General features: G+C 64.0%; 25 protein-coding genes. 8 read left to right on the top strand and 17 right to left on the bottom strand.

Features of this window, described 5'->3' with window-relative positions; genetic code table 11:
* Nucleotides 1-135: 135 nt before the first annotated feature.
* Nucleotides 136-981 (bottom strand): methyltransferase domain-containing protein, encoded by an 846-nt coding sequence (locus IPG97_13670; GenBank protein ID MBK6857557.1) that lies wholly within the window; start codon nucleotides 979-981, stop codon nucleotides 136-138.
* Between the two features lie 8 nt (nucleotides 982-989).
* Entirely contained in the window at nucleotides 990-2513 is a 1524-nt protein-coding gene (gene guaB, locus IPG97_13665; protein ID MBK6857556.1) for an IMP dehydrogenase, read from the bottom strand.
* Between the two features lie 393 nt (nucleotides 2514-2906).
* Here guaB and IPG97_13660 point away from each other — a divergent pair, with 393 nt between their 5' ends.
* The 4 genes from IPG97_13660 (at nucleotide 2907) to IPG97_13645 (ending at nucleotide 5486) form a co-directional block, all read left to right on the top strand.
* On the top strand, nucleotides 2907-3791 hold the full coding sequence (locus tag IPG97_13660; GenBank protein MBK6857555.1) for a class I SAM-dependent methyltransferase: 885 nt from the start codon (nucleotides 2907-2909) through the stop codon (nucleotides 3789-3791).
* Nucleotides 3788-4612 carry a hypothetical protein gene (locus tag IPG97_13655; GenBank protein ID MBK6857554.1) on the top strand — a complete coding sequence of 275 codons (825 nt, stop codon included), beginning with the start codon at nucleotides 3788-3790 and terminating at the stop codon, nucleotides 4610-4612. Before IPG97_13660 ends, IPG97_13655 begins: the two co-directional genes overlap by 4 nt.
* 98 nt (nucleotides 4613-4710) lie before the next feature.
* Complete coding sequence (locus IPG97_13650) at nucleotides 4711-4989, top strand: DUF1778 domain-containing protein (protein MBK6857553.1); 279 nt, start codon at nucleotides 4711-4713, stop codon at nucleotides 4987-4989.
* Complete coding sequence (locus IPG97_13645; GenBank protein MBK6857552.1) at nucleotides 4986-5486, top strand: GNAT family N-acetyltransferase; 501 nt, start codon at nucleotides 4986-4988, stop codon at nucleotides 5484-5486. Before IPG97_13650 ends, IPG97_13645 begins: the two co-directional genes overlap by 4 nt.
* Nucleotides 5487-5630: 144 nt before the next feature.
* On the opposite strand, the gene IPG97_13640 is transcribed toward IPG97_13645, so the two are convergent.
* Complete coding sequence (locus tag IPG97_13640) at nucleotides 5631-7829, bottom strand: hypothetical protein (GenBank protein MBK6857551.1); 2199 nt, start codon at nucleotides 7827-7829, stop codon at nucleotides 5631-5633.
* 185 nt (nucleotides 7830-8014) lie between these two features.
* On the opposite strand from IPG97_13640, the gene IPG97_13635 reads away from it, so the two are divergent.
* Nucleotides 8015-8773 (top strand): transposase, encoded by a 759-nt coding sequence (locus tag IPG97_13635; protein ID MBK6857550.1) that lies wholly within the window; start codon nucleotides 8015-8017, stop codon nucleotides 8771-8773.
* A 378-nt stretch (nucleotides 8774-9151) separates the two neighbouring features.
* On the opposite strand, the gene IPG97_13630 is transcribed toward IPG97_13635, so the two are convergent.
* The 8 genes from IPG97_13630 to IPG97_13595 form a co-directional block, all read right to left on the bottom strand.
* Nucleotides 9152-11485, bottom strand: coding sequence for an RHS repeat-associated core domain-containing protein (locus IPG97_13630; GenBank protein ID MBK6857549.1), 2334 nt, complete (start codon nucleotides 11483-11485; stop codon nucleotides 9152-9154).
* 347 nt (nucleotides 11486-11832) lie between these two features.
* A complete protein-coding gene (locus IPG97_13625; GenBank protein MBK6857548.1) occupies nucleotides 11833-13002 on the bottom strand; it encodes an RHS repeat-associated core domain-containing protein in 1170 nt (389 codons plus the stop codon).
* The gene (locus tag IPG97_13620) at nucleotides 12963-13745 is read right to left on the bottom strand and encodes a hypothetical protein (protein MBK6857547.1); all 783 of its coding nucleotides are present in this window, start codon (nucleotides 13743-13745) and stop codon (nucleotides 12963-12965) included. The genes IPG97_13625 and IPG97_13620 overlap by 40 nt, the downstream gene beginning before the upstream one ends.
* 179 nt (nucleotides 13746-13924) lie before the next feature.
* The gene (locus IPG97_13615; protein ID MBK6857546.1) at nucleotides 13925-14116 is read right to left on the bottom strand and encodes a hypothetical protein; all 192 of its coding nucleotides are present in this window, start codon (nucleotides 14114-14116) and stop codon (nucleotides 13925-13927) included.
* 819 nt (nucleotides 14117-14935) lie between these two features.
* Nucleotides 14936-15133, bottom strand: a complete 198-nt coding sequence (locus tag IPG97_13610) for a hypothetical protein (protein MBK6857545.1) — start codon at nucleotides 15131-15133, stop codon at nucleotides 14936-14938.
* Between the two features lie 57 nt (nucleotides 15134-15190).
* A complete protein-coding gene (locus tag IPG97_13605) occupies nucleotides 15191-15367 on the bottom strand; it encodes a hypothetical protein (protein MBK6857544.1) in 177 nt (58 codons plus the stop codon).
* Nucleotides 15364-15666 (bottom strand): hypothetical protein, encoded by a 303-nt coding sequence (locus IPG97_13600; GenBank protein MBK6857543.1) that lies wholly within the window; start codon nucleotides 15664-15666, stop codon nucleotides 15364-15366. Before IPG97_13600 ends, IPG97_13605 begins: the two co-directional genes overlap by 4 nt.
* A gap of 392 nt (nucleotides 15667-16058) precedes the next feature.
* Nucleotides 16059-16553: a hypothetical protein gene (locus IPG97_13595; protein ID MBK6857542.1), complete on the bottom strand. Its 495-nt coding sequence runs from the start codon at nucleotides 16551-16553 to the stop codon at nucleotides 16059-16061.
* Between the two features lie 66 nt (nucleotides 16554-16619).
* On the opposite strand from IPG97_13595, the gene IPG97_13590 reads away from it, so the two are divergent.
* The 3 genes from IPG97_13590 to IPG97_13580 all read left to right on the top strand — a co-directional run bounded on the left by IPG97_13590 (nucleotide 16620) and on the right by IPG97_13580 (nucleotide 17913).
* On the top strand, nucleotides 16620-16970 hold the full coding sequence (locus IPG97_13590; protein ID MBK6857541.1) for a transposase: 351 nt from the start codon (nucleotides 16620-16622) through the stop codon (nucleotides 16968-16970).
* Between the two features lie 95 nt (nucleotides 16971-17065).
* Complete coding sequence (locus IPG97_13585; protein ID MBK6857540.1) at nucleotides 17066-17263, top strand: hypothetical protein; 198 nt, start codon at nucleotides 17066-17068, stop codon at nucleotides 17261-17263.
* A gap of 344 nt (nucleotides 17264-17607) precedes the next feature.
* On the top strand, nucleotides 17608-17913 hold the full coding sequence (locus IPG97_13580) for a transposase (GenBank protein ID MBK6857539.1): 306 nt from the start codon (nucleotides 17608-17610) through the stop codon (nucleotides 17911-17913).
* 66 nt (nucleotides 17914-17979) lie between these two features.
* On the opposite strand, the gene IPG97_13575 is transcribed toward IPG97_13580, so the two are convergent.
* The 6 genes from IPG97_13575 to IPG97_13550 all read right to left on the bottom strand — a co-directional run bounded on the left by IPG97_13575 (nucleotide 17980) and on the right by IPG97_13550 (nucleotide 24316).
* Nucleotides 17980-18210: a hypothetical protein gene (locus IPG97_13575; protein MBK6857538.1), complete on the bottom strand. Its 231-nt coding sequence runs from the start codon at nucleotides 18208-18210 to the stop codon at nucleotides 17980-17982.
* Between the two features lie 1361 nt (nucleotides 18211-19571).
* A complete protein-coding gene (locus IPG97_13570; GenBank protein MBK6857537.1) occupies nucleotides 19572-19745 on the bottom strand; it encodes a hypothetical protein in 174 nt (57 codons plus the stop codon).
* A gap of 24 nt (nucleotides 19746-19769) precedes the next feature.
* Nucleotides 19770-20183, bottom strand: coding sequence for a hypothetical protein (locus IPG97_13565; protein ID MBK6857536.1), 414 nt, complete (start codon nucleotides 20181-20183; stop codon nucleotides 19770-19772).
* Nucleotides 20184-21712: 1529 nt separating this feature from the next.
* Nucleotides 21713-22018, bottom strand: a complete 306-nt coding sequence (locus tag IPG97_13560; GenBank protein MBK6857535.1) for a hypothetical protein — start codon at nucleotides 22016-22018, stop codon at nucleotides 21713-21715.
* A 1313-nt stretch (nucleotides 22019-23331) separates the two neighbouring features.
* A complete protein-coding gene (locus IPG97_13555; protein ID MBK6857534.1) occupies nucleotides 23332-24108 on the bottom strand; it encodes a hypothetical protein in 777 nt (258 codons plus the stop codon).
* On the bottom strand, nucleotides 24095-24316 hold the full coding sequence (locus IPG97_13550; GenBank protein ID MBK6857533.1) for a helix-turn-helix domain-containing protein: 222 nt from the start codon (nucleotides 24314-24316) through the stop codon (nucleotides 24095-24097). The genes IPG97_13555 and IPG97_13550 overlap by 14 nt, the downstream gene beginning before the upstream one ends.
* Nucleotides 24317-24556: the final 240 nt, after the last annotated feature.

The following is a 24556-nucleotide window of genomic DNA, read 5'->3' as shown; positions in this document are numbered from 1 at the left end:
GCTCCTCGAACCCCGATTGGAAAGGTCAGAGCCTACGCGGTGACCTCTCCGCTCCCTGAACCCGTTCCGGGCGTCGATCACCCGGCAGCGCGGTCGCGGCGCGCAAACCCATCCCCGGGGTCGTGGCTAGTCGGATCAGGCCGAGGCGGTGGTGATGAGAAACGTTCCGCCGAGGGCGACGTGACCGTCTGCGTTCAGGTGGGACCGGTAGACACCGGCGATGGCCTCGATCACCTCGGAGCGGAGGTCGTCGGGTTGGCCGGTGGTCACCACCCTGGTCGGGCCCAGGTCGAGGCCGGCGTGGGCCGCGGTGTCCACGTCGGTCCCACCGCCGATAAGCATCGCCGCGTGATGTTCGACGGTGTCGACCGCAGACCAGCCCGCCTGGGTCAACACGTCGTTCAACCGCTGGGCGGTACAGAGAGAGAAGGCCCCTTCGTCGGGTTCGGGCGGGTCAACGACAACGCCCCTCTGGGCCATGACCTCGAGGGTGGCGGCCAGGGGTACCTCGAACAGGTCTGAACGGTGACGGTGGGCCCAGGTGGCGATGGCCAGTCGGCCCTCGGGGGCGGACGCTCGGATGTTGGTGAACGCCTTCACCGGGTCGGAGAAGAACATGACCCCGTAGCGGGAGATCACCGCGTCGTGGGGGCGGACCGAAGTTCCGACCGGATCCCAGTTGACGGCGTCGGCGCTGATCCACTCGATCGGAGCGGCGTCGGGGTCGGGGGTCACCGAGGCTGCGGCCCGGAGCATGGCGTCGGCCAGGTCGAGGCCGCTCACCGAGCCGTCAGGCCCTACCGCACCCGCGGCCAACCTGGTGGTCGGACCGTGGCCGCAACCCACGTCGAGCACCCTCTCGCCGCGCTGGAGGTCGGCGGCCGCGAACAGGGCGTCGGTCACCGGGGCGAGCTGGCGGTCGATGCCTTCGGACTGACCGAGCCAACGCTGGACCCGGGTGTCGTCCCACTGATCGGCCATCGGCCCGGTCAGCCCTTCCAATAGTTGGGGGCCTCGGCGGTGATGGTGACGTCGTGGGGGTGGCTCTCACGCAGGCCGGCGGCGGTGATGCGCACGAACCGGGCCTGGTGCAGGTCGGCGATGGTGGCGGCCCCGCAGTAGCCCATGGCCTGGCGGAGGCCGCCGGTGAGCTGGAACAGGATGCGCCGCACCGGTCCCTTGTAGGCCACGCGACCTTCGATGCCCTCGGGCACCAGCTTCTCGGCGTCGATCACGTCACCCTGGAAGTAGCGGTCCTTGGAGTACGACCGGGTCTTCATGGCCCCCATGGATCCCATGCCCCGGTACTCCTTGAACCGCTCCCCCTGGTAGAGGACGACGTCTCCGGGGCTCTCGTCGACACCGGCCAGCAAACTGCCGAGCATCACGGTGTCGGCACCGGCGGCCAGGGCCTTGGCGATGTCGCCGGAGAACTGGATGCCGCCGTCACCGATCAGGCAGGCGTCGTAGCCGTCGAGCGCGGCGCGGGCGTCGTCGATGGCGGTGAGCTGAGGTACGCCGACTCCGGCCACCACCCGGGTGGTGCAGATGGAGCCGGGACCGACGCCGACCTTGACGGCGGAGGCGCCGGCGTCGAGCAGGGCCCGGGTGCCGTCGTAGGTGGCGACGTTGCCGGCCACGATCGGAACCGGGAACTCGGCCACGATCTTGGCCACGATGTCGAGCACGCCGGCCGAGTGTCCGTGGGCGGTGTCGACCACCAACACGTCCACCCCGGCGTCGACCAAAGCGGCGGCCCGTTCGAAGGCGTCGGGGCCGGTGCCCACCGCGGCGGCGCAGCGCAGACGGCCCTGGTCGTCCTTGGTGGACTCGGGGTACTGGATGCGCTTTTGGATGTCTTTGACGGTGATGAGGCCGGACAGGCGCCCGTCGGCGTCGACCACCGGGAGCTTTTCGATGCGGTGACGTCCCAAGATCTCCTGGGCTTGTTCCAGGGTGGTGCCCTGGGGGGCGGTGACCAGGTTCTCGCTGGTCATCACGTCGCCGATGCGCTCGTTGACATCCTGGTGGAAGCGCAGGTCTCGGTTGGTGAGGATGCCGACCAGGCGCCGATCGGGGTCGGTGATCGGCACGCCCGAGATCTTGTAACGGGCCATCAGGTCCAAGGCGTCGGCCACCAGGGCATCGGGGCCCAGGGTGACGGGGTCGACGATCATCCCCGACTCCGAACGCTTGACCTTGTCGACCTCGGCGGCCTGATCCTCGACCGACAGGTTGCGGTGCACCACGCCGATCCCACCGGCCCGGGCCATGGCGATGGCCAACGCCCCTTCGGTGACGGTGTCCATGGCCGCGGAGAGGATCGGCACGTTGAGGGTGATACCCGGCACCAGTGGGCTGGCGGTGGACACCTCGTTGGGGAGGACATCACTCGCAGCGGGGACAAGCAGTACGTCGTCGAAGGTGAGCCCGGTGATGGCGAAGCGATCCGACATCGAGCGATCGGAGGCGGACCGGTCAGGGGTGGTGCGGTCTGGCGGGTCGAGGGCCATCTTCTTCGTCTCCGGGGCGTCGTCTCTTCGCCGCAGGCTACCCGGGCCACCCGACCCTCCCATAGCCGACGGCCACATGACAACCGGTCGCCGATCGGCTGTGGAGCCGGCCGCTACAACTACCCGACCTTCTAGGCGTCTCATGACCGCAGGGTCGGGTCGACCAACACGCAGCGGGTTCCGGTGGAGCCAGCACACAGTGGGTTCCGGAGTAGATGGGGTGCACGCATCTGTTGCTGTGGACGCAGAGCCCGTATCGGGTCTCGCCGCGACCATCAGCGCCGGTGCCGCTGAACTGCTTACGGCAGGGTTGCCAACCATCGTTAGGTCTGCCTACCGTGGATCCACGCCGACCGGGAACGTCGGCTGACCCGATGAAGAAGGGATCGCCCGATGTCGATCACCAGCTCACCCGACCAGTCCGACCGAACCCGGCCCCACGATGACCCCGTCGAGCACCACGGGCACGAGGAACTGATCCCCGGTGCCGGACTGGCTGCGGACCGGGTGGCCGGGCACTGGCTCCTGGCCCGCCTCGGCAAGCGTGTGTTGCGCCCGGGCGGGCGTGAACTCACCCTGAAGATGCTCGATGCCCTCGCCGTGTCACCCAACGACGACGTAGTCGAACTCGCTCCCGGGATGGGGATCACCACCACCCAGGTGCTGGCCGCCAACCCCGCTTCCTACGTCGGAGTGGACCGCGACGAGGTGGTCGTCGAGCGCATGGCCAGCCAGATGAACGGGACCAACCGGCGGGCCGTGAACGGCTCGGCATCAGACACGGGCCTGCCTGACCGTTGCGCCGACGTGGTGTTCGGCGAGGCCTACCTGACAATGCAGGGCGCCAAGCAGAAGGACCGGATCCTCGCCGAGTTGGCCCGGATCTCGCGGCCCGGGGCACGGCTCGGCCTTCACGAGGTCGCCTTCGCCCCCGACGACGTCACCGAGGACGACGCCGACCGCGCTGCTCACGACCTCCAGTCCACGATCAAGGTGAACGTCACCCCCCTCACCATCGCCGGCTGGCGCAAGCTGCTCGACGACGCCGGATTCGATGTGGCTCACTGCTCCACCGCTCCCCTGCACCTGCTCGAACCACGACGATTGATCGCCGACGAAGGGTTCACCGGTGCGGCGCGCTTCGGGGTCAATGTCGCCAAGGACAAGCCGGCTCGCGAACGGGTGCTCTCCATGCGCAAGGCCATGCACGACAACGCGAAGCACCTCCAAGCCGTCACGTTGACCGCGGTGCGCCGCAGTGACGAGGCCCCGTCATGACCGGACGTAAACCCCTGATCGCCGGAGGCCTGGTGCTGATCGTCGTGGTGCTCGTCGGAGCGTTCCTGTTGTGGCCCCGGGGAAGCGACCCCGTCACCAAGGACGAAGCCGTCGAAGACTTCCGTTCCCACAACAGCACCACCACCTCTGCCAACGGGGATGACGCCGGAGCATCGACGACCACCGCCGCATCCACCACGGCCTCACGTCCCGAACCCGGCGTGTACACCTTCACCGCGACGGGCAGCGAGGACGTGAAGCTGGGACCGTTCCCCGCCGAGCACCGCGTGCTGCCCGCCGAGGTGAACATGGTGCTGGTGCACGACGAGGACCCCGAGTGCTTCACCACCACCGCCAAGCTGTTCGAACAGCACTCCGACGACACCACCTTGTGCGCCTCGCCTGACGGCACGGTCCGCTTCGTCGAGCACCGCAAGCACCAATCCGTCGGCGGCATGTCCCCCACCGTCACCTTCCAGTGCGACCCCAACGTGGTCATCGACCCGGCCACCGAACAGGGCGACATCGCCTGTGGGATCTCCTTGGAAGGGGCACCGGTGAAGGTGGAATCCCAGATGACCGGGACCGCCAGATCGTCGCCGGCCACCGTCGACATCGCCGGTCAGGCGGTCGAGGCCACCCTGGTCGAGCTGACCTTCAACGTCAGCGGCAGCCTGTCCGGCACCTGGGTCGAGAAGCTGTGGCTCGCCAACGACACCCACCTACCGGTCCAGATGGAACGCGAGCTCGATCTGTCGGGCCCCGCCACCCTCAAGGAGTCGAACAAGCTCGTCCTCACCGACCTCACCCCGACGACCTAGTCGCTGTCGATCTGTCACCCGCCGAACCGGGTTCGCATCACGGGTTTACGCCACCGCGGATCGACCGTACAATTGTCCGTACATTACCCGGAGGCGTGATGGCCGTGAAGACAGAACGAATGGAAGCTCGGGTGTCGCCCGACCAGCGTGCTCGTATCGAGCGAGCCGCTTCTGCGGCAGGGGTGTCGGTGTCGGCATTTCTGGTGGGTGCCGCGGTGAAGCGCGCCGATGAGGTCATAGCTGAGGCGACGACCACGACGGTTCCAGCCGACTACTTCGATGAACTTCTCGCCGTACTAGATGCGGCTGGGCCAGCGCCACGGCTGGCGGAGGCGGCGAAACGTGCCAACCGCGCGCCTCGGATAGCGCCTAGGTGACGTACCGGATCGAGCCGCTCGCTGGCCACGACCTCGGGGCATTCGAGTGCGGCAACGACGATCTTGGCGAGTGGCTACGCCGCCATGCCCGTACCGCCACCGGTCAAGGCGTTCGCACCTACGTCCTCGTCGACGAAGACGGTGCCGTGGTCGGCTACTTCGCAGTTGCTCCCCACCTCCTCGACCGCGCTGAGGCTCCGTCCAAGCTGGCCAGGGGAGCGTCGCGGCAGATCCCAGCAATCCTCCTAACCAAGTTCGCCATCGTCACCTCATTGCAGGGCCAGGGGCTCGGCTCGGAACTGTTGTTGGGGGCACTCGGGGTGATCATTGACGCCGCCCGTCGGGCCGGGGGTCGGGTGGTCGTCGTTGATGCCATCGATGACCAGGCCAGGGCGTTCTACCTGCACCACGACTTCCAGCCAATACCGGGCCACGATCGGCGACTGGCCATGAAGCTGAGCACCGCAGCCAAAGCCCTCCTCATCGCCTGGCCATGAAACAACGTATTGGTTCCATTGCCCCGTGTGCCCCTGATTGCCGACGACTTCCTTGCGCAGTGTGCGCTGGGCCGGGCTGCAGCTCTTCCAATTCGTCGGCTGCGACTGGGGCTCCGTCGGCGGTGGTGAAGGAGTCCGAACCGGTCAGCGGTTGCGGGGTTCGGTGCGGCACGGGTCGGGTCCGCAGACGTCGCTGATGATGCCGGTGGCGAAGAACTCGTTGCGTTGGCGTTGGGCATCGGGGGTGCGGCGGGGGAACTCGTGGGGATCGGCACAGTCGGCATTGGCCACCGTTCTGTCTCCCGCCGAACCGGGTTCGCATTCGCTGATCCACGGCTCGGCCATGTCCGGGCTGATCCCACCGAGCGGTGCGGGCAGGGTGCCGGCATCCCAGTAGATCAACAAGGAGGTGGCGTCCTCGCCTGCCTTTACGATGTCCATGCCGAAAGGTGGCTCCACCCGTCCGCTGCCAGGGTCGTCCACCGCCGGCACCCGGATCGGCACCCCGGCGGTGCGGGCCGCGATCTCCGCTGAGACGTTGGCCACCTGATGGTCACCGAGAGCCACCTGCATGATCACCTGGTGTTCGGGCGTACCGGGCAGGGTGTTGGTGGTGAGGTGACGGGCGAAGCCGGAACCTTCGGCCTGGTCCCAGAGCTGTTGCAGCAGCGCCAGGATCAACAGACCGTCCACCGGCCGGTCGTAACCACCGGCGATCACCGGGCCGTACTTCTGCCAATTGTTGGAGCGGGGAATGAGCAGCGCGTAGTCGATGCCGGGTACGCCGATGATCGCCTTGGTCCACTCGGTGGACACCGCGGTGGCCACGATGCCCATGATCCCGCCCTGACTGTGACCCTCGTAGAACACCTCGTCGGTGTCGAAGCTGGCCGCTCCGGCGGTGGTGCGGAACTCGGGGGCGGCCACGAAACCGTCTCCGTGAGTCAACAGCCGGGCCAGGAACTGCTGGTTGATCACGCCCTGCATGAGCCTTTCGGCTGCGCTCGGGAACTTGTTGATGTCAGCCAGGGCCGATACCGCGTAGCCGATGTCTGGTTCGGACATGCCGATCCAATTGGTGGCACAGGGCATGAGGTTGCCGGCAGCCAGGCCCAGATCTCCCCGTTCGGATTCTCGGGCACTGCCCAGCAAACCGTGGCCGTAGACGACGGGCCGGGCCGGTGTGGTCCCGGCCAGTTGGGTCGCAGTGAGCGAACAGGTGAACTCCGCGGTGTAGTTCCGACCGGACAGCAACGGTGCCTTGTCGTCGTAGCGGGTCAGCACGCTGCCGGGCGAGCCGTCGCCGGTCAGGAACGACGGGACCTCGAAGGTGCCCCGAACCCGACGGGCCACCCCATCGGGTAGCGGACCTCCGTCATCGGCGGTGCTCAACACCTCGGTGACGGTGAATGCGGGCGCTGCATCTCCCAACTGGTCGAAGGCCTGATCACGCATGGAGACGAGGCCCCCGGTGAGCAGCTTCTCGCTCATGGTGGTGAAGTCCCAGGCCAGCCACTGCTCGGCCCGGGGCAGGCCCGCTTCGTCCACGGCGTTGACGGCCTGGTCGAGGCGGGATCGCCGTTGCTCCACCGGTCCGATCCCGGTCTGAAGCCGGTCTCGGATGACGCGGAACCCGTTGGACACCGCGATCGGGTCCCCGCCGCGGTCAACGGGCTGAGCGATGCCCACGGCGTAGCGGCGACCGGGTTCCAACATGGTGAGGGGATGGAGCAGGACGGTGGTGCGGTCGGCCTCGGCGATCTCAGGTCGGGCATCGACCTCGGCCCAGTGCGCCACGCGCTTGCCTGTGGTCATGTCCACGATCACCGTGCCCGACCCCTTCTCCAGAGACGACGCCGGATCGGCTTCGCTCGGGAAGCTAGAAGCCTCCGGGTCGACACCAGCGATGGTGGTCATAATCGGGGTTCCCACACCCCAGCCGTCGAGCCGGGCCCAAGCCTTGGGTTCGACCTCCACCCCATCCACGTTGACCGGGAGGGCCCCGAGCTCGAACTCCAACTTGCGCTTGGTGTCGGTCTTGGGGTCGTCGTTCTCGAAGCGCGACGACGGAAACGGAAACATGCACTCGCTCTCATCGAGCCAGTCACATGCCTTAGCCCCGTCGATGGTGGCCGCCAGTTCCTCCTCCAACTCGGAAGGAGCCGGGGTCAGCTCGGGCATGGCGGTCGAGCCCGGGCCATCACCCTTGTTCGCTTTGTCGTCATCGCCCGAGCAACCGACCCCAACAGAAGCCAACAGCACCACCGCGGCCACGACGGCCGCCGCCCGCCCCCGCAACGACCACCCCGTCGTCTGGCTCCGATCAGCCCTCAACTCGATCACGTCCAAACCTCCCGAGGTAACACCACCCGACCGTACCGGCTACCCCTCAGGTCGGGTACCTCACCCGAGAGCCGCAACCCGTATGAGAACGGCACCAGACCTGAGGCGCTTCACAGGACCCTCGTGCCCCCCAGTAACACACACGAATCCGCAGCCCCCATCTGGGAGTGGCGTGGAACACGGTGATGGCCGCTGTTTGGTACTGGGGTCGAGCGCTCACCGAAGACCCCGACCGGGTCGGGACGGTCGCCGCTGTCGGTGTTGATGAAACGAAGTACCTAGCCGCGAACGCAACCGAGCGGACCCGCTGGATCTCGGCGGTCTGGGATCTCGACAACCGCCACGTCATCGACGTGATCGAAGGCCGACAAGGCCCTGAGCTGTCCGCGTGGCTCGATGCTCAGCCTGAGTGGTGGCGCAAGCTGGTGACGGTCACCGTCACTGATCTGCACGAACCGTTCCGACGATCGTTGGCCACCCACCTTCCCAACGCCGTCGCGGTGGCGGACCCTTTCCACGTCGTGGGAGTCGCTACCCGGGTTGTGGACCGCACACGCCGTCGAGTCCAACAAGACACCCACGGTCGCCGGGGCCGCAAAGCCGATCCGCTGTATCGCAGCCGCAAGCTGTTGACCATCGGAGCCGAGCGACTCGACGCCGACCACCGCGCACCCGCCTCGCTGAGCTGCTCGCGGTGGGAGACCCTGACGGTGAAGTCCACGAAGCCTGGACTGCCAAAGAAGTCGTTCGCGACCTCTACACGATGTGGGGCGACCAGCCCGGCGCTGCACGCTGGCTCGACGGCATCATCGAAGGCTGCCGAAACGCCACCGCCCCCGAAGTTCGCGGAATGGCCCGCACCCTCACCCAATGGCGAAACCCGATCCTGGCATGGCACCACAGCGGCCACACCAACGGCCCTGTCGAGGGCCTCAACTCGTTGATCAAGAAGGTCAAACGAGTCGCCGCGGGCTTCCGGAATTTCAACCACTACCGGCTCCGCATCCTTCTCGCCTGCGGCGGCTGCAACTGGACCCTCCTCGGCAACCCACCCCGCTCAAACGCGTAGGGCCCCTTTACCCGCCGATCACTCCCCCCCCTCAGATCCGAAGAGCCGGTCTAATCGCAAGCTTAGAGTTTCGAAAGCAGAAATCCCATGAAGCCGACAACCAGAAGAGTTAACGAATTTCGCATAATTCTCCATCGCCTGAGCGACGGGCGAAGGATCGTTCCCGGCCCGACCGGCTTATCTAACCTCATTTCAAGGAGAATTGCCATTAAGGTGCAATAGATCGTAACCTGGCCTAGAAATACGAGGTTCCTCATTCTAGGTATGCCGCACAGTCGACGTACCATGACATCATTCCCGCAACGACGTCTCGGAGCCATGGTGGCGCCCAATAGGGAAGAAGTCTGCTTACCGACGACAAATATCCGCCCAGCCCAAACATCACCAGGGCCTGGACGCAATTGGGTGTTAATCTTCCCGCACGTCCAGCCGCCGACAAACAGCCTACTGTTGCCATAGATGCCGAATAGAACCCAAAGGCTGAAGGATTGCCTACCGCCAGGGGTAGTAAAGAAAGGGCGCCCGCTGCCTGGCCTGCCTTGCTGGCACTGCTTGCCCAATCAATTTCCGTATCAGGAAAGATTGTCCGTCCATTTCCAAGGGTCAGAGTGTCCACAAAGCCAGCTGATCCCTCGACGACCTGTTGAGTTGTGGTTGGATACTGTTCGGCAATTGTCTGACAATCGGCATCTAGAATATCAAGACAATCGGCATTTCCTTGAGTTGCAATTTCTACGACCCCGTTCACCACTCCTTCGCCCCAGTAGAGGCCTGATGGATCGTTACGGTTCAGGGGATTGCCGCTTACGTATCCGTAGGGTTCTTCGGTCATCGCCACTAGTGGGTCGACTGTTGTGAATTGGCCGGTGGTGGGGTCGTAGTGGCGGGCTCTTAGGTAGATGTAGCCGGTTTCGGGGTCGTGGTATTGGCCGGTGTATCCGTTGAGGGGTTGTTCGAGCCACCAGTTGGTGTTTGCGGTGATTTCACCGTGGGCGTTGTAGCTGATGGTGTTGCGGGTGGTTCCATTCGCGTTGGTGGTAAGCTGGGTGGAGCCTTGGTGATCTTGATGGAAGTATTGGACTTCTCCGGTGGTGTTGATCTGATAGATCGGTGTCCCGCCCGGCCCGTAGATCACATACGCGCTCTGTGCGCCTTGATGCTCGGCTAGCAGCAACGGCAGACCGGTTCCGGCGGTCCAGGTGTGTTCTTTACGCCACTCCACACCGGTGCCAGCCGTGTTGTCGAGTTGCTTGGCGGTGCGCATGCCGGTCGTGTCGTATTCGTAACGCCACGTCCTAGTCGGCGCCCGGAACACGCCGATCACATCGACCGCCACATCAGTTTCGGTCCAGGATCCGATCGTGAACGTCCCGGTGCCGGTGAGCGGGATGATCATGGTCGTCGACGCGTGTTGGGCTGGGTCGAACACCACGATCCCGCCACCCAAGTCGGCTTCGGTGGTCCCAACCCCGAGGACACCGGTGCCGGTCGGGTTGATAGCGGTGACCGAAACCATGACCGCCATGATCTCACCCGACAGCCCGCCCTGTCCGGTGACCGCGACTTCGACTGGCGTGTTCGCCTGGAGCGTGTCACACGGGTTGTTGTCACACATGCCGGTGCTGGTGGTGGTGTCGACGAGGCGGGTGGGGGCTTCGAGCAGATCCAGTCCGAGTCCGGTGTCGTTTCCGGTGGGGACCTTCCAATACCCCGTGACCGCGACCCTGATGCTGGTGACACCGGCGGTTTCCAAAGTGATGGTGCCGTCAGGGTTGAGGGGCACGGTGAACACACCAGCAGCGCCGACACTGCCCGTTTCCCACACCAACTCACCCGCAGCCGCATCCCCCGACGGGGCGACACGCACCTGCCCACCATTGGCGTGTTGGGCCAGGATCGACACCGTGACCGCGTTCACGCCCGAAGCGGGGATCCCGCCGTGTCCGGCGGTGGCGATATCGGTTTCACCCGCCGGGAGGGTTCCACACGGCGAAGCGTCACACACACCGGTCCCCGACGTGGATTCGGCGGTGACTGTGGGGGTGAGCGGCCAGTAGTTCAGGGCCGGAACCCACGGGGACGGCGCCCGGAAATAGCCGACCACATCGACCGACAGATCCACCCCCTCCCCACTGGCCAAGGTGATCGTCCCGTTCGCCGCGACCTTCGCGGTCACGGTCTGAGCCGAGGTTTGCCCGGCGTTGAGTGGGAGCGTTCCGGCGGCGGCGTCACCAGCGGGGTTCACCTCCAACCAGCCATCCGATGTGGTGCCTGACGCGATGATCGACACCACCACCGCCGTCACCCCCGTGGCGGGGACACCGCCCACACCGGTGACCTTCACCGCAACAGGGTCATCAGCGGCGAGCCGTGCACACGGCGCACCGTCACAGGTCCCGGCACCCGTCGTCGTATCCACGATGCGAGAAGCGGGGACTGGGACGTACTGGCGGGCGGTGTCGTCTTGCCATGTCGTCGGCAGGACTGCCGACGTCATGCGGTTCTCCGCATCGAACCCGAAGGTTGCGGTCGTTCCCGACGGATGAGTCATCGAGGTCCGGTTCCCTCGGGCGTCATAACCGCGCATCGGCTGATCTCCTCTCGCTCGACGACAGACAGGGCACTGGCTGCTGGAACTCAGCGTCCCATCACCTCACGGTGTTACCGTTACCCCTTGGAACCCGTCGGCCTGCGTTCAGGTATGCAAGCCAATCAGCTGAGCCACAAATGCAACCAAACTGCACACAACAATGGCCCACCCTGCCCATAGAGTCGAAACTTCCCAGCGCGCGGTCATTCGCCAGTAGGCCTTAGCAGGCGCGCTCCCGTCGCCTTCAGATAATTCGCTAGCATCGCGAATATATCGGCGGGATGAAACAACAATCACCAATCCCACGAGCGCCATCATTAGAGGCTTCCATTGGTCGTCCATAATCAACAATCCGTGGGGATGAGACTGAGCGGCACAAACAACATCGGGAAGAGATGTTCGGAGGAAACCTTAAGCCACATGCCGACATCATCACCCATGTGACGTCCCACCCAACCTGGAACATACTTTCCAAAGCCCAGTCCAACAGTTGCTCCAACGAGTGACCACCAGTCACAACTCGTGAAGATACATGAATAGGATTCGGATACAAAGTTGAGTGCCGTCGCCTTGCTTGCATATGCCGTGAACGCGGCAGGGCTGACAATGGCAAAGGGGGCCATCAGGGTTAGGCCGACAACACCACCGACAGTTGTAGCTGTGGAATCCCACCGCACCTTGTCCGCTTGACCGATTGCCGATAGCACCGTATCAGCGTTACCCATCGTGATGCCGTCAAGGACCCCGGCGGCGGAATTTGCCGCATCCTGGCCTCGGACCGGACTCCTATCCGCGATGTCGTCGACGATACCGCCCGGTGTGCACGGACCATCACCCAAGAATCCGCAGAGACCGGTTGGATCAGAGCGATTGGCTGGGTTGCCTTCGGTATAGCCGTAGGGTTCCTCGGTGATTGCTAAGAGTGGGTCGACTGTTGTGAATTGGCCTGTTGTGGGGTCGTAGTGGCGGGCTCTTAGGTAGATGTAGCCGGTTTCGGGGTCGTGGTATTGGCCGGTGTATCCGTTGAGGGGTTGTTCGAGCCACCAGTTTGTGTTGGCGGTGATTTCACCGTGGGCGTTGTAGCTGATGGTGTTGCGGGTGGTTCCGTTGGCGTTGGTGGTGAGTCTGGTGGAGCCTTGGTGGTCTTGATGAAAGTATTGGACTTCGCCGGTGGTGTTGATCTGATAGATCGGTGTCCCGCCCGGCCCGTAGATCACATACGCGCTCTGGGCGCCTTGATGCTCGGCTAGCAGCAACGGCAGACCGGTTCCGGCGGTCCAGGTGTGTTCTTTACGCCACTCGACGCCGGTGCCGGCGGTGTTGTCGAGTTGTTTGGCGGTGCGCATGCCGGTGGTGTCGTATTCGTAACGCCACGTCCTGGTCGGTGCCTTGAACACGCCGATCACATCGACCGCCACGTCAGTTTGGGTCCAGGATCCGATCGTGAGAGTCCCGGTGTCGGTGAGCGGGATGATCATGGTCGTCGACGCGTGTTGGGCGGGGTCGAACACCACGATCCCGCCACCCAAGTCGGCTTCGGTGGTCCCAACCCCGAGGACTCCGGTGCCGGTCGGGTTGATAGCGGTGACCGAAACCATGACCGCCATGATCTCACCCGACAGCCCGCCCTGCCCGGTGGCGCGACTTCGACTGGTGTGTTCGACTGGAGCGTGTCACACGGGTTGTTGTCGCATATGCCGGTGCTGGTGGTGGTGTCGACGAGGCGGGTGGGGGCTTCGAGTAGATCCAGTCCGAGTCCGGTGTCGTTTCCGGTGGGGATCTTCCAATACCCCGTGACCGCGACCCTGATGCTGGTGACACCGGCGGTTTCCAAAGTGATGGTGCCGTCAGGGTTGAGGGGCACGGTGAACACACCAGCAGCGCCGACACTGCCTGCCTCCCACACCAACTCACCCGCAGCCGCATCCCCCGACGGGGCGACACGCACCTGGCCACCAGACGCGTTCTGGGCCAGGATCGACACGGTGACCGCGTTCACCCCGGATGCGGGGATCCCGCCGTGTCCGGCGGTGGCGATATCGGTTTCACCCGCCGGGAGGGTTCCACACGGCGAAGCGTCACACACACCAGTTCCCGACGTGGATTCGGCGGTGACTGTGGGGGTGAGCGGCCAGTAGTTCAGGGCCGGAACCCACGGCGACGGCGCCCGGAAATAGCCGACCACATCGACCGACACATCCACACCCACCCCGCTGGCCAAGGTGATCGTCCCGTTCGCCGCGACCTTCGCGGTCACGGTCTGAGCCGAGGTTTGCCCGCTGTTGAGTGGGAGCGTTCCGGCGGCGGCGTCACCAGCGGGGTTCACCTCAACCAGCCATCCGATGTGGTGCCTGGCGCGATGATCGACACCACCACCGCCGTCACCCCGTGGCGGGGACACCGCCCACACCGGTGACCTTCACCGCAACAGGGTCATCAGCGGCGAGCCGTGCACGGCGCACCGTCACAGGTCCTGGCACCCGTCGTCGCATCCACGATGCGAGAAGCGGGGACTGGGACGTACTGGCGGGCGGTGTCGTCTTGCCATGTCGTCGGCAGGACTGCCGACGTCATGCGGTTCTCCGCATCGAACCCGAAGGTTGCAGTCGTTCCCGACGGATGAGTCATCGAGGTCCGGTTCCCCTCGGGCGTCATAACCGCGCATCGGCTGATCTCCTCTCGCTCGACGACGGACAGGCACTGGCTGCTGGAACTCAGCGTCCATCACCTCACGGTGTTACCGTTACCACTTGGAACCCGTCGGCCCGCGTTCAGGTATGCCAAGCCAATCAGCTGAGCCACAAATGCAACCAAACTGCACACAACAATGGCCCACCCTGCCCATAGAGTCGAAACTTCCCAGCGGGTCATTCGCCAGTAGGCCTTAGCAGGCGTGTTCTCCCGTCGCCTTCAGATAATTCGCTATCGCGAATATATCGGCGGGATGAAACAACAATCACCAATCCCACGAGCGCCATCATTAGAGGCTTCCATTGGTCGTCCATAATGGCAATCCGTGGGGATGAGACTGAGGCAAGCACAAACAACATCGGGAAGAGATATTCGGAGGAAACCTCCAAGCCACATGCCGAGCATCATCACCCATGTGACGTCCCACCCAACCTGGAACATACTTCCAAAGCCCAGTCCAGCAGTTGCTCCAACGAGTGACCACCAGTCACAACTCGTGAAGATACATGAATAGGATTCGGATACAAAGTTGAGTGCCGTCGCCTTGCTTGCATATGCCGTGAACTGGCAGGGCCGACAATGGCAAGGGGCCATCAGGGTTAGGCCGACAACACCACCGACAGTTGTAGCTGTGGAATCCCACCGCACCTTGTCCGCTTGACCGATTGCCGATAGCACCGTATCAGCGTTACCATCGTGATGCCGTCAAGGACCCCGGCGGCGGAATTTGCCGCATCCTGGCCTCGGACCGGACTCCTATCCGCGATGTCGTCGACGATACCGCCCGGTGTGCACGGACCATCGCCCAAGAAATCCGCAGAGACCGGTTGGATCAGAGCGATTGGCTGGGTTGCCTTCGGTATAGCCGTAGGGTTCCTCGGTGATTGCTAAGAGTGGGTCGACTGTTGTGAATTGGCCTGTTGTGGGGTCGTAGTGGCGGGCTCTTAGGTAGATGTAGCCGGTTTCGGGGTCGTGGTATTGGCCGGTGTATCCGGCTAGTGGTTGTTCGAGCTACCAGTTTGTGTTGGCGGTGATTTCACCGTGGGCGTTGTAGCTGATGGTGTTGCGGGTGGTTCCGTTGGCGTTGGTGGTGAGTCTGATGGAGCCTTGGTGGTCTTGGTGAAGGTATTGGACTTCGCCGGTGGTGTTGATCTGATAGATCGGTGTCCCGCCCGGCCCGTAGATCACATACGCGCGCTCTGTGCGCCTTGATGCTCGGCTAGCAGCAACGGCAGACCGGTTCCGGCGGTCCAGGTGTGTTCTTTACGCCACTCGACGCCGGTGCCGGCGGTGTTGTCGAGTTGTTTGGCGGTGCGCATGCCGGTGGTGTCGTATTCGTAACGCCCGTCCTGGTCGGTGCCTTTGAACACGCCGATCACATCGACCGCCACGTCAGTTTGGGTCCAGGATCCGATCGTGAGAGTCCCGGTGTCGGTGAGCGGGATGATCATGGTCGTCGAGGCGTGTTGGGCGGGGTCGAACACCACGATCCCGCCACCCAAGTCGGCTTCGGTGGTCCCAACCCGAGGACACCGGTGCCGGTCGGGTTGATAGCGGTGACCGAAACCATGACCGCCATGATCTCACCCGACAGCCCGCCCTGTCCGGTGGCCCGACTTCGATTGGCGTGTTCGCCTGGAGCGTGTCACACGGGTTGTTATCGCCTATGCCGGTGCTGGTGGTGGTGTCGACGAGGCGGGTGGGGGCTTCGAGTAGATCCAGTCGAGTCCGGTGTCGTTTCCGGTGGGGATCTTCCAATACCCGTGACCGCGACCCTGATGCTGGTGACTCTGGCGGTTTCCAAAGTGATGGTGCCGTCAGGGTTGAGGGGCACGGTGAACACACCCAGCAGCGCCGACACTGCCTGCCTCCCACCAACTCACCCGCAGCCCGCATCCCCGACGGGCGACACGCAACCTGGCCACCAGGCGCGTTCTGGGCCAGGATCGACACGGTGACCGCGTTCACCCCGGATGCGGGGATCCGCCAGTCCGGCGGTGGCGATATCGGTTTCACCCGCCGGGAGGTTTCCACACGGCGAAGCGTCACACACCAGTTCCCGACGTGGATTCGGCGGTGACTGTGGGGTGAGCGGCCAGTAGTTCAGGGCCGGAACCCACGGGGACGGGGCCCGGAAATGCCCGACCACATCGACCGACACATCCACACCCACCCCGCTGGCCAAGGTGATCGTCCCGTTCCCAGCCAGTTTCGCGGTCACGGTCTGAGCCGAGGTTTGCCCGCTGTTGAGTGGGAGGGTTCCAGCGGCGGCGTCACCAGCGGGGTTCACCTCCAACCAGCCATCCGATGTGGTGCCTGACGCGATGATCGACACCACCACCGCCGTCACCCCTGACGCCGGCACACCACCCACACCGGCGACCTTCTGATTCGGACTGGGATCCGCGGGTGCTCCTGAGCTTGGAAGCGAGTATGGAGCATGGCAAGCAACAGTGGTGGCCCGAAACGGCCGCAGAAGTACCCGGACGAGTTGCGTGAGCGAGCGGTCCGGATGGTCCTGGAGATCCGCCGTGAGTCCGGCCAGTCTCACGGGGTGATCGCCCGGGTGGCTCGTGACCTTGGTGTAGGTGCCCAGTCCTTGAGTGGCTGGGTGAGCCGAGCTGAGGTCGACTCGGGGACCCGTCCGGGCACGTCGACGGCTGACGCGCAGCGTATCGCGGAGCTGGTGAAGGAGAACCGTGAGCTCCGCAGGGCGAACGACATCTTGAAAGCCGCATCGGTTTTCTTCGCGACCGAGCTCGACGGTCACCCGAAGAGGCAAGGCCGCTGACCTCGGCAGAGGTCGCTGCGGTTGTTGAGTTCATCGATGCCCACCGGACCCGTGAGTCCGGTGGGCTGAGATGGGGGGTCGAGCCGATCTGTGAAGTGCTGGAGATCGCCCCCACCACCTACTGGTCCGCCAAGACCCGCAAGCCCTGCGCCCGCAAGGTCCGCGACGCTGAGATGGGCCCGAAGGTCCGGGCGATCTGGAAGAAGAACTACTCGGTGTACGGCCGCCGCAAGATGGCCGTCGCCGTTCGTAAACCGGCATCGACATCGGCCGTGACCAGGTCGCACGCCTGATGAAAGCTGAGGGCATCAGCGGCCAGTCGAGCGAAGAAGCGTTTCACCACCCACGCCGATCCGGCCGCGACCCGGGCCCCGGATCTGGTGAAACGGAACTTCACCGCGACCGCACCCGATCAGTTGTGGGTTGCGGATTTCGTACTGCTCGACATGGTCTGGGATCGTGTACGTGGCGTTTGTTGTCGACGTGTTCTCCCGGCGCATCGTCGGCTGGAAAGCAGCGCCCATGCACGCCGACCTCGTCGTGGATGCGCTGAACATGGCCGCCTGGACCCGGCGGGGCACCGACCTCGCCGGGCTGATCTCTACAACGACGCCGGCTCCCTGGGCAGTACACATCCATCACCTACACCGACCGCATCGACGAGATCGGAGCGACGCCCTCCATAGGCACCATCGGCGACAGTTTCGATAATGCGATGGCCGAATCGGTGAACGCCCTCTACAAGACCGAACTGCACCGAAACCCTGCCGTGCTCGCCGCCAACGGCGGGCACTGGAAAGAGCTCGAGGACCTCGAACTCGCCACCTGTGGGTGGGTGTCCTGGTTCAACGAGGACCGCATCCACGGCGAGCTCGACGACCGCTCCCAGGCAGAGGTCGAAGCCGCCCACTGCCGTTCACGCGGTCAGGCCGATGCGGCCTGACAAATCAAACCCACCGAGCACCCGTCAAACCCAGGTCCGAATCAATCTGACCGCTCCGGCGCGACATCAATGGTATTCGCGCGTCGCAGTCCAGATGAGGTCAAACAATTCGTCCTCATCCTCGAGCGCCGTGAAACCCCAGGCGTCGATGAATGGCGTTGAGCCATCGAGGTCCGAGGACAGGACGATCCCTTCCTCATTCCCTCGCTCCATCAGGAGAGCCAACGCCGGCCAACCTCTGTCGCTGCCCGCGAGTAGGGCTTCGTAACTCTGGAGCGCACCGTCACCGACATCCACCTCGCTCCGCCCGACGGGCACCTAACGCCACGGAGCTCTTTGGCCCGATACCCGAGGCCTCAAGACGAACCAGCCCAAAACGGCGTCGAGAAGGTCCGCTCCGACTTGCGGCATCCCAGGCAGGAAAAGGCGATTCGCTCCGTTCTTCCGCGGCGGCAGCCTCTCGACTCCGCCCATCGCGGGAGATCGTCCCTTGCTTTCCCGAGTAACGGCGACTAGCTCTACATGTCGGAATCGGCTATCAGGTACTCCGCGGAAGTCGCTAACCACGACAGGGCCTTCCCGACTTCCCAGATCTCAATGTGCCATTTCCGGTTTCCAATACCGATGCGAACGTCCCGACCTGCCGAGGCCGGATCCCTTCCCCCAAACCCCCACCGATGCGCATCCATGTCCAAAAAAGTGGTTTTTCCAGAAGGCCCCCCGCCACCTTTCCTAACGACCGAACAAGGTTAGCGACGGCGTGACTTGCCGAACACCGATGAGTCTCGGATCCGAACGCCTCGCCTGGGTTCCACCGGCTGCCCGGGATCGCGTCGATGCGAACATCGTCCGACCTGCCTGCCCACCCCGCACCACCGCCGGGACATTCATTGGCATACTGCGGTGTCAGTGGCTCCTGTCGCATTCGTAACGGCGGTAGTGGGTTTTATGTCGAGCATGCCGCTCGAGAAGTCCACGATGCCCTGAGGCAACCTCGGGATGTTCATCACGGATGTTGTCCGGAGGCGGTGTTACAACTCTCGTCGGACGGACCGTATTGAATGCGGAACCCCCCGGCAGGTCGGTGCTGGGCCCGAGTGGTCATGTTGTTCGGCGGGTCTCCGCTTACGTAGCCGTAGGGTTCTTCGGTGATTGCGACTAACGGGTCGAGGGTTGTGAATGGCCGGTGTTGTGGGGTCATGGTGGCGGGCTCTTAGGTAGATGTAGCCGGTTTCTGGGTCGTGGTGTTGGCCGGTACAGCCGGCTGGTGGTTGTTCGAGCCACCAGTTGGTGTTGGCGATGATTTCACCGTGGGCGTTGTAGGTGATGGTGTTGCGGGTGGTTCCATTCGCGTTGGTTGTAGGCCGGGTGGAGCCTTGGTGATCTTGGTGGAAGTGTTGAACTTCGCCGGTGGTGTTGATCTGATAGATCGGTGTCCCGCCCGGCCCGTAGATCACATACGCGCTCTGCGCGCCTTGATGCTCCGCTAGCAACAACGGGGGACCGCCGCTGGCGGTCAGGTGTGTTCTTTACGCCCTCCACGCCGGTGCCAGCGGTGTTGTCGGGGTTACTTGGCGGTGCGCTGCCGGTCGTGTCGTATTCGTAACGCCGCGTCTGGTCGGCGCACCAGGAACACACCGCCCGCATCGACCGCCACATCAGTTTCGGTCATGATCCGATCGTGAACGTCCGGTATCGGTGAGCGGAATGATCATGGTCGTCGGCGTGTGTTGGGCTGGGTCGAACACCACGATCCGCCACACCAGTCGGCTTCGGTGGTCCCAACCGGGGACACCGGTGCCGGTCGGGTCGGTAGCGGTGACCGAAACCATGACCGCCACCTTTGATCTCACCGCTCAGCCCCGCCTGTCGGTGACCGCGACTTCGACTGGCGTGTTCGACTGGGCGGTGTCACACGGGTCGCTGTCACAGACACCGACGTTGGTGGTGGTATCCACCAGTCGGGTGGGGGCATCGAGAAGATCCAAGCCGAGACCGGTATCGGTTCCGGTGGGGATCTTCCAGTAGCCCGTCACCGCCACCCTGATGTTGGTGGAACCGGCGGTTTCCAAAGTGATGGTGCCGTCAGGGTTGAGGGGCACAGTGAACACACCAGCAGCACCGACACTGCCCGTTTCCCACAAGAGTCCCACACGGCGAAGCGTCACACACCAGTTCCCGACGTGGATTCGGCGGTGACTGTGGGGGTGAGCGGCCAGTGGTTCAGGGCCGGCACCACGGCGACGGCGCCGGAAGTAATAGCCGACCATCGACCGACACATCCACACACCCCACTAGCCAAGGTGATCGTCCGTTCCCAGCCAGTTTCGCGGTCACGGTCTGAGCCGACGTTGTCCGGCGTTGAGTGGGAGAGTGTCCGGCGGCGGCGTCACCAGCGGGGTTCACCTCCAACCAGCCATCCGATGTGGTGCTGGCGCGATGATCGACACCACCACCAACGTCAACCCTGACGCCGGCACACCACCCCCACCGGTGACCTGCAGAGACAGGGGTCATCAGCGGCAAGCCGGGCACACGGGGCACCATCACAAGTTCCGGCACGCGTCGTGGTGTCCACGAGCGGGCGCGGGGACAGGTGCGTGTTGGCGGGCGGTGTCGTCTGCCACGTCGTCGGCAGGACCGCGCTGGTCATCCGGTTCTCGGCATCAAACCCATACGTTGCGGTCGTTCCCGACGGATGAGTCATCGAGTCCGGTTCCGCAGGCGTCATAACCGTAGGTGGTCGCATCCTCAGGTACGGGGTCCCAATCACCGCCCTCGACGGTTTGCGATGTCAACACAGCCGTTGGGGCGGGGTCGAACACCTGCAACACCCCATCCTGGTCGGCCGGGTTCGTGGCGCATCAAACCCGAACCCCCTCCGTCCCCAGTGCGCGGTCAAGCCCTGGTCCCGGTCAATCGCTGGGCCCACATTGGTCCCGGCCAGCCGGCCCCAGTGCCGGCGACGGGCGTGACCTGGCCCTTCCAAGTCACGGGGCCCATAGGAGAGGCTGCCCAGCATTGTCAGGCCGCGGTTCCGCTGTGACACCGACCATCGATCAGAGCGATCGAACAGTGAACGTCACGGTTCTGTGACGACTTCCCGGGGCTACCGTCTCAGACCAGTTGCTGTTCTGGTCATAACCAAACGTGGTGAGCCGGCCCGTCCAGTCCGTGGTCGAGGCCATTCTTCCGGCCGTCGAAAGTGCGGGTGACCGCGGTGGTCTGGCCCGGGTAGCAATCGATATCAGGTTTCCGGTGTCGTCACCCGTAACTGGTGGCACGGCCGTTCACATCCGTGTGTGACGTCAACCGTGCACCGCTGATCCCACACCCATGTTCAGTGTCACCGCCCGAGACGCTGGGAGTCCTTCGTCCCAACGTCATGGGGTGATGGCGGTGATGTCGGGGAATGGCCCGGATCAGCGTAATCGACACCAGTCAGACGGCCCGCCAAGTCATATGTGTAGGTGACACAGCCGGTCTTGGGTGCGCCATTGCGGTTGCTGCCAGGTTGGGTGACCGACTTGACCGTGACGCCTCGTCCAGCCGTAGCTTGGCGGTCGCGTTGGTCGGGTCGGTCGCGCCGACTCGACCCGCCCCAGAGCGTCGAAACTGTAAGGACCCAGGTGCCGTCCAGCTCGTTGAGTGAACCCGGTCCGGCGCCCGTCAGGGTCATGGCTGGTGCAGTCCCCCGGACCGGAGTGGATCTAACCGACGTGGGGACGGTCCGCGTTGTCGTAGCTGTAGGTGGTCCACATCCCCCGCGACCGTGGCCGACAAGCCGGTCTCGATCGAGTCACGTTGCCGTTGGCGTCAAAGGAGGTTTTTCGACCCGGTTCCCCATCGGGTCGACCTCGCCGGTCACCGGCCCCAATCGTCCGCCTCCAAGGTCGTCGCCCACGGGGCTGATTGTCGCACCGGCGAGGTTGCCCCTTTCAGGGGCCACCACCGTGTTCAGCCAGCCGATGTTGTTGTAGGACATCGTGGAACGACCGCCCACCGGATCAACCGCTTCGACCACATCACCACTGGCCGGGTCATAGCCATAAGTCCAGTGCTGTGAGCGGCCGTCGATCACCTCCACCAGATCCTCGCGGTGCACACTGTCATGGAACGAAACTGGTGGTTTGCTTCCGAGGGCGGTGCCGACCGTCCACCATCACCGTCGGCAAACCATCAGCGTTGTAGGAGATCGTCGAGGTCACCACGTTCGCTGTCGAGGACGGCAACGGTGCCGCGGTCTCTCACCCACTGACATCGACGTCACCTGATCCTGGCCGTTGTAGGTCCGCCGTGTTCATCACCCGCCCCGACCCCGCCACGAGGACCATCGTGATTCCCGTGAGCGTCGCTGTCGAACACCGTCACCTCATTGGCCGCGTTTCGTGACCGCTCCAACGCCAAGTGGCGGGTCACGAACAAAGACCGTCTCAGGCTCCGCCGCGGTGCTGGGGCCCACACCGTCGACGTGTGCACCAGCCCGTCATGATCACGCCAAACGTCGATCTTTTGGCGGCCCGACGCCATCGTTATCGTCGTCGCACCCCGGAACCGGCGTGAAATACTCAAACGTCACTTTCTCGTTGTTCTCATTTGTTTGTGGCTGACCCGACCCAAATGGTCATGGAAGTGTTTGCCACACAGCAGGTGCGCCGCCGTGATACGGGGTTTACGCATACTCAACAAACGATGCGGGAACCGTCGTAAGTGAACGACCATATCCCGTCGCCAACATCGGTGAACGACGCCAAAATCACCGGCCGCGTCTCCATAGGCCATGTGGATTGACTTGGACCGCCCGAAGCCACCCAGCGAGTCAGTGACCGACACCAGCCGGCCGCCGACCGCGAAACTCAACCGGCGACCAGCCTCGTCCTCCATGAACACTGCCGCCCCGCCACCAGGTAACGGTGGTCTCGTTACCGAACTGATCACCAATCGAAACCAGCTTCCCATGCGTCGAACGCTGAACTTGTCGAAATGGTTACGGGTAAACACCCAGCCCACACCAGCTTAGCGCCACCAAACCAGCAGAGAACCTCGACGGAGCCACCCAACCCCCGCTGCCATCCGGGCCAGAAACAGACAAATCGAACCGCCCTCTTGGGACACCACCCACGATCCCCGCCATCAGCCACCACCGTCATCGACAACACCGACGACCACCAAACCCGACAACCCAGCACTGCCAGCGCCCAACGAGTTATACGCCAGCGAACCCCAGCAGGCCCCGACCACCCACCGAAATACCCGGCAACACCATGTTCTGATTGCAGTCCTGGTATCCACCGTTCTATGAAGATCGTCCTCTCGCTCATCGTAAAAGTTCCAGTGCACGACCCGGTTTGTGTCAAGCCCGATTACCAGTTCCCAAGTCCCCCTGAGACCCCGAACATGCCAGGCGAGTTCAACCGGTCATCGCGACAGCGTGATGGTAGTGGTGGGCGGCGGTGGTCCAGCCGAGTGAGCGTCGGGGGATGGTGTTGATGCGGTGGGCGATTCGGTCGAGGTCGGCTGGTGTAGATCGAGAGGTCGGTGCCTTTGGGAGCCAGCGTCGGATAAGGCCGTTGGTGTTCTCGTTGGTTGGGCGTTGCCATGGTTTGTGGGGTCGCAGAAGTAGATGTCGATTCCGGTGGCTTGGGCGATGGCGGGGTGGTTGGCCATCTCGCTGCCGCGATCCCAGGTGAGGGTCAGTCCCAGCTCGGGTGGGATCGTTTCGAGGGTGGCGGTGAGGGCGTGTTGGGTGCTCAAGGCGGTGTAGGCACAGTTGGGTGTCGTGGCGGGCGAGCCACAGGTACCGGGTTTTGCGGTCGACGAGGGTGATGATGGCGGACTGGTTGCGGGCGCCGATGATCTGATCGCCTTCGAGGTGACCGACCTCTGCCCGTGCCTCGGCGGCGGGTGGGCGGTTGTGATGATGTTGAACTGGCCGAGAACGCTGGATCGTTGCTGGCTATGGCGTTGACCGGTGTGTCGGCGTCGTGGACGACGGCGGTGCAACATCTTGTAGGACCTTGGTGGCAGGCCGTGACGTTTCGGGGCGTAGACGCCCTGGTAGATCGTTTCGTGGGAGATGTTGGCGGTGTAGCCGTGGAGGCCTTGGGCCAACTCGATCGAGATCGTCATCGGCGAATCTCCGGCCACGAGACGTTTGGTCACCTGCCACGCCAGTTCGGGTTCAGCGACCAGCATCGGTGCTTTGGTCGCAATCGTGCCTTGTCAGCTCGGACCTGCGCTTTGGTCGCGGTGTACGCGGCGCTCGGCCACCGTTGCAGGCGATCTCGCGCCCGATCGTGCTGCGATGACGTCCCAGCCCGCGGGCGATACAGGCGTCGAGTCGGCGTTCGATCCCAGCGCGGATTTGCTCACGATCAGACGCGGTGAGTGGGTTAGCTGGCATGCTGGGACTCTCCATCGGTTCAGGGTGCTGTGTAGACAGCGGCCATCATGGCCGCCATCACGCTCTGACCGGTGGAGACCCATCACCTCACGGTGTTGCCGTCACCCCTTGAACCCGCCCAGGCACATCCCATCGCCACCCGTTCGCAAGTCCTCCCGGATCAGGAACCGGATCCGCAGCACGGGTGATCTCCCGAAGGTCATGGGGAGAGTCCATGTACGGTCGTGACGGCAGTCCCGT

Source organism: Microthrixaceae bacterium, from assembly GCA_016702505.1.
Taxonomy (GTDB): Bacteria; Actinomycetota; Acidimicrobiia; order Acidimicrobiales; family Iamiaceae; genus Aquihabitans.
This window is presented reverse-complemented; position numbering and strand designations above follow the sequence as displayed.